General features: G+C 63.5%; 4 protein-coding genes. 2 read left to right on the top strand and 2 right to left on the bottom strand.

Annotated elements, in window-relative coordinates:
* On the bottom strand, positions 1–519 hold a 519-nt coding region (locus tag Q0H50_RS08390), incomplete at its 3' end, for a CHC2 zinc finger domain-containing protein (RefSeq protein ID WP_294421369.1).
* A gap of 170 nt (positions 520–689) precedes the next feature.
* Here Q0H50_RS08390 and Q0H50_RS08385 point away from each other — a divergent pair.
* Together Q0H50_RS08385 and yfcE are read left to right on the top strand one after the other, a co-directional pair.
* Positions 690–1,934, top strand: coding sequence for an HD domain-containing protein (locus tag Q0H50_RS08385; protein WP_294421366.1), 1,245 nt, complete (start codon positions 690–692; stop codon positions 1,932–1,934).
* Positions 1,931–2,479, top strand: a complete 549-nt coding sequence (gene yfcE, locus Q0H50_RS08380; protein ID WP_294421363.1) for a phosphodiesterase — start codon at positions 1,931–1,933, stop codon at positions 2,477–2,479. Before Q0H50_RS08385 ends, yfcE begins: the two co-directional genes overlap by 4 nt.
* A gap of 151 nt (positions 2,480–2,630) precedes the next feature.
* Here the strand turns inward: yfcE and cydC are convergent.
* A partial coding sequence (cydC, locus tag Q0H50_RS08375; protein ID WP_294421360.1) for a thiol reductant ABC exporter subunit CydC occupies positions 2,631–4,864 on the bottom strand: 2,234 nt, incomplete at its 5' end.

Below are 4,864 nucleotides of genomic sequence, written 5' to 3'. Positions count from 1 at the left end.
GGCCAGGTGACGCACCAGCGCGCCTTGGCCGGGCGCGAAGCCGAGCATCCAGGCTTTCGGGATATCGCCGCCAAGGCCGCGCTGCGAAAGGTAGGCGCGCGCGGCGCCGGCCTGAGGGCTTTTGCTGCGCATGAGCTGCATATGGAAGAACTCCGCCGCCTCCGCACACACCGCGCGCAGCCGCGCCTTGGCGCCCTGCCCCATGCCGGGACCGCGTTTTGCCTGGTCGTCGGCGATGTCGATATGGGCCCGCTCAGCCAGATAGCGCACTGCCTCGGGAAACGACAGGTCCTGGGACTTCATGATGAAGGCGAACACGTCGCCGCCTTCCCCGCAACCGAAGCAATGCCACAGCTGCAGCGCCGGGTCTATCTTGCACGACGGGGTCTTCTCGTTGTGGAACGGGCAGCACAGCCAGAAGTCGCGGCCGCGCTGCTTCACCGGGCCCGTCTCGCCCATGATGGCCCCCAAATCGCTGGCCTCGCGCACCTTTTGGATAGCCTCCTCGCTGATCGCCATGGATGTGACCGAACCCCCGCCTTGCGCCCGTGTGCCTGATGACGGCCTCGCGAACGCGAAGCCGTTTTCCTTTTCCGCAGAAGTATACCGCATAGAACCTATGTTCCCGTACGGGCAGGGCGTGCGTTACAATAAGCCCGTAACATCTCGACATGCGGAAAGGAAGCGCCGTGAGCGAACCCGCATACCTGCAACTTAACCCCGATGTGGAACAGGCCATAGCCGAGAATCTGCGCTCCGGGCGCATGCATCCGCACAGCTTCCCTGACGAACGCGTGCTCCGGCGCGAGGACAACCCCCATGATGCGGCCACGCTGGCGCGCCCGGCGTTCTCGCGCGATATCGATAAGATCATGAACATCCCCGCTTACAACCGCTATGCGGGCAAAACGCAGGTGTTCAGCTTGGTAGAGAACGACGATATCTGCCGTCGAGGGCTGCATGTGCAGCTGGTGGGGCGCATCGCGCGCAACATCGGCCGGCTGCTGGGACTGAACTGCCAGCTCATCGAGGCCATCGCGCTCGGCCACGACCTGGGGCACACGCCGTTCGGGCATGCCGGGGAGAAGTTCCTGTCGAAGTGCCTGCAAAGCCGAACGGGGCGCAGCTTTCACCATAACGTGCATTCCGTGAGGGTGATGGACCGGCTCTACCCGCGCAACATCAGCCTGCAGGTGCTCGACGGGGCGCTGTGCCATAACGGCGAGTTCGCCCAGCAGGTGCTTCGCCAAGGCGAAACCGAAACGTTTCAGCAGCTCGACGAGCTGGTGAACGAATGCGCGATCGACGAGTCAGCCATCAGGCGCCTGCGTCCCTCCACGCTCGAAGGCTGCGTGGTGCGCCTGGCCGATATGATCGCCTACCTGGGCAAAGACCGCGACGATGCCATGGCCATGGGCGTGCTTCCCTCCCTTGACGGGTTCGAAACCGACGTCATCGGGCGCGATAACGCCCGGATTATCAACAACATCACCGTCGACGTGGTCAACCACAGCTTCGGGCAGGACGATATCCGCATGAGCCGCCAGGTTTTCGACGACGTCAAGCGCGCAAAACAGCAGAACTACGAGCTCATCTACGATTGCGAGGGATGGCGCGCCGGAAGCGGCAACGCCGTCGGCGAGATGTTCGAGGACATGTACGACAGGCTTTTGACCGACCTGCAAACCGGTGACGAACGGTCACCGGTCGTATCGCACCACGCCAAGCAGCTAGCGGCGAGGTCGCGCAGCATCACCGTGGAGGATTACCTTGCGCATACCGACCCCGATCAGGTGGTGGTCGACTATATGGCGTCCATGACCGACCGGTACTTCATGGAGCTGTACCGCTACCTGTTCCCCAACAGCGAAAAGCACATCCTGGCACGAGGCTACTGCGCCGACCTGCCACCTATCGAAAGGAATGATCAGTGAAGTTCGTCATCGCATCCGACCTACATGGCGCGGCACCCGCCGTCCAAACATTGATGCAGCGCATCGACCAGGAAACGCCCGACCGCGTGCTGCTGCTCGGCGACCTGCTCTATCACGGCCCGCGCAACGACCTGCCCGAAGGCTACGCGCCCAAAGAGGTGCTCGCCGCCCTCAACGGCATTGCCGACCGCATCATCGCCGTCCGCGGCAATTGCGACGCGGAAGTCGACCAGATGGTGCTCGACTTCCCCTGCTTAAGCGACTTTTGCCAGGTGTGGGCCGATGGCCATCTGCTGCATCTGAGCCATGGCCACCTTGCCGGCAACTCGCCCGACCAACCGCCCGCGCTACCCAAGGGAAGCGCGTTGCTGACGGGCCACACGCACGTCAAACGCCTCGAGCTTGTCGACGGCGTGATGTTCGTGAACCCGGGAAGCACCTCCATCCCCAAGGACGACAGCGCAAGCTATGCCGTCTATGAGAACGACGCGTTCACCCTGAAATCGCTTGACGGCGAAACGTTGCTGGAAGCGGGCTGGGAATAACGAAAGCCCCTCGCCGAACCGAAGGTGCTGGCCCCGGAACGAGTTCCGAGGTCAGCACACAACGGCGTAGCCTTTATGTGAGCAGTCCTTGCTTTGGGCCGCAGCTCGCAGCTGCGGCCCTTCTTTCTTTATGCGCCTCGCAAGCGATGGGCTACGACAGCCTTCCGCGCTCCACAGTGTAGGAGGCGTCGCAGATAGCCGCAGTGGAAGCACGATGGCTCACCAGTACCACCGTCTTCCCCTTTCGAGCGTCGAGCAGCGCCCGCAAAACCGCCGCCTCGTTGAGGCTGTCCAGATTGCTCGTAGGCTCGTCGAGCAGCACGAACGGAGCATCGTGCAAGAACATGCGCGCAAGGCCGATGCGCTGACGCTCGCCACCCGAGAGCGTGTCGCCCAATTTGCCCACGGGCGTGTCCAGGCCTTGCGGCAGGCGCTCGATCAAGCCGGTCAACGCGGCCTTACGGCAAGCAGCCGCAAGCTCATCGGGGGTGGCATCGGGCTTGGCGAGCGTGATGTTATCCCCCACCGTGCCGGAGAACAGGTGCGTCTCCTGCGTCATGTAGCCCTCGATACCGCGCAAGCTTTCCGTGTTCGCACGTCGGATATCCTGCCCGGATATGCGTATGCAGCCGTTGTCCGGATCCCAAAAGCGCATGAACAGCTTGCAAAGCGTCGATTTCCCCGATCCGCTCTTACCTGCCAAATGCACGATCGAGCCAGGAGCCACATCTAGCGACACATCCTGCAGAACCGGGCTGTCGCCGTAGGAGAAGTCGACATGCTCGGCGCAGGCGCCCGAGAAAGCTCGCAGGTCGCAGCCATCGACGATGTCCTCGGTTTGCGGCTGCTCATCAAGCAGGTCGAGCACGCGCGCGCCGCTTGCAAGCGTCTGCTGCAAGCCCGATCCCAGGTTCGCAACGGCTATCACCGGCCCGAACGACGACATGAGGGCGGCCACGCACAAGAACGCCTGCCCGGCATCGATAATGCCCTGCGCGCACAGCGTTGCAGCAAACGCAATCATGGCCACGTCAAGCCCCAGCACCAACCCGTTCGTAGCAGCCATGCTGCGGGCAGCGCGGCTTTTCAGACGGTCTTCGACCTTCGACAGCGATTCCATGCGCGAATCAAGCTGCTCGGCGCGATCGTCGGCTTGCCCGAACTGCAGCGTCTCTCGCAAGCCCCGCAAACTATCGAGCACAAACGAGTTCATGCCGCCGAGCGCATCGCGCAGCTCCCTGCCGCCATCGCCTGCCGCACGCGACGCCGCCCAGGGCGCCGCGATGCCGACCAGCTCATATGCGACAAGCGCGGCGATCGCAAGCTGCCAGCAGATGCTGCCGATGAAGGCGATCATGACGACGCACACCAGCACGGCGATGAGCACCGGCGAGAGGGTATGCGCGTAGAACACCTCGAGCAGCTCGACGTCCGAGGTCACAAGCGACACCAGGTCGCCCTTGCTGCGACCTTCGAGCTTCGCCGGGGCAAGCGTGCGCAGCTTGCCGAACACGCGGTCACGGACAAGCGCCAGAATACGAAACGCCAGGTAGTGGTTGCACATCTGCTCGCCGTAATGCAAAGGACCGCGCAAAAGGCCGCAGGCGACGACCATCGCGATGCCCGCGCCCAATGCAAGCGCCGGGCTGAAACCGACGATTCCCGTGAGCACCAAAGCCGCGCCAACCGTAAGGAAGATGGCGCACAGGAAGCCCACCACGCCCAGCACCACTGCCGCGATCATCACCGGGACAAGCGGTCCGACCAGCTTGACCATACGGCACATGATCGAAAGGTTCGACCGCCGGCGCGCCTGGGGCGCACTGGCGCCGCTAACGGTCGGGGCATCGGGCGCGTGACGTTCGGCTTCGTCGCCCGCGGCGACGTCTACCGTGCGCTGCTCGGCCTGCGATGCGAACGACTCGAGCTCCATCTGCCGACCCCACAGCTTCGCGTACGCGCCATCGACGCGGCAAAGCTGCTCATGCGGCCCGCTTTCGGCAACGCGACCATCCGCCAACACGAAGATGCGATCAGCATTGGCGACGGATGCCAAGCGATGGGAGATCATGATGACGGTGCGGCTTTGCGCCAGCTCATGGATAACGTCGATGATGGCCTGCTCGCTATCGGCATCCACATTGGAAGTGGCCTCGTCGAAGATGTAGATGGGGGTATCGTGCAAAAGCGCCCGGGCAAGGGCCAAACGCTGGCGCTGGCCGCCGGAGAAGTTTCCGCCCTGCTCGGACACGGGGGCATCAAGCCCGCCGGATGCACGAACGAAGCCATCGATGCGGCAGCGCCGCAAAACGTCCCAAAGCTCTTCGTCGGTCGCCTGAGGGCGCGACATCAGCAAGTTCGAACGAACCGTTCCGGCGAACAGGT

The organism is uncultured Senegalimassilia sp. (assembly GCF_934632265.1).
GTDB lineage: Bacteria > Actinomycetota > Coriobacteriia > Coriobacteriales > Eggerthellaceae > Senegalimassilia.
Note: the sequence above shows the minus strand (reverse complement) of the source record. Positions and strands in the feature narration are given on the sequence as shown.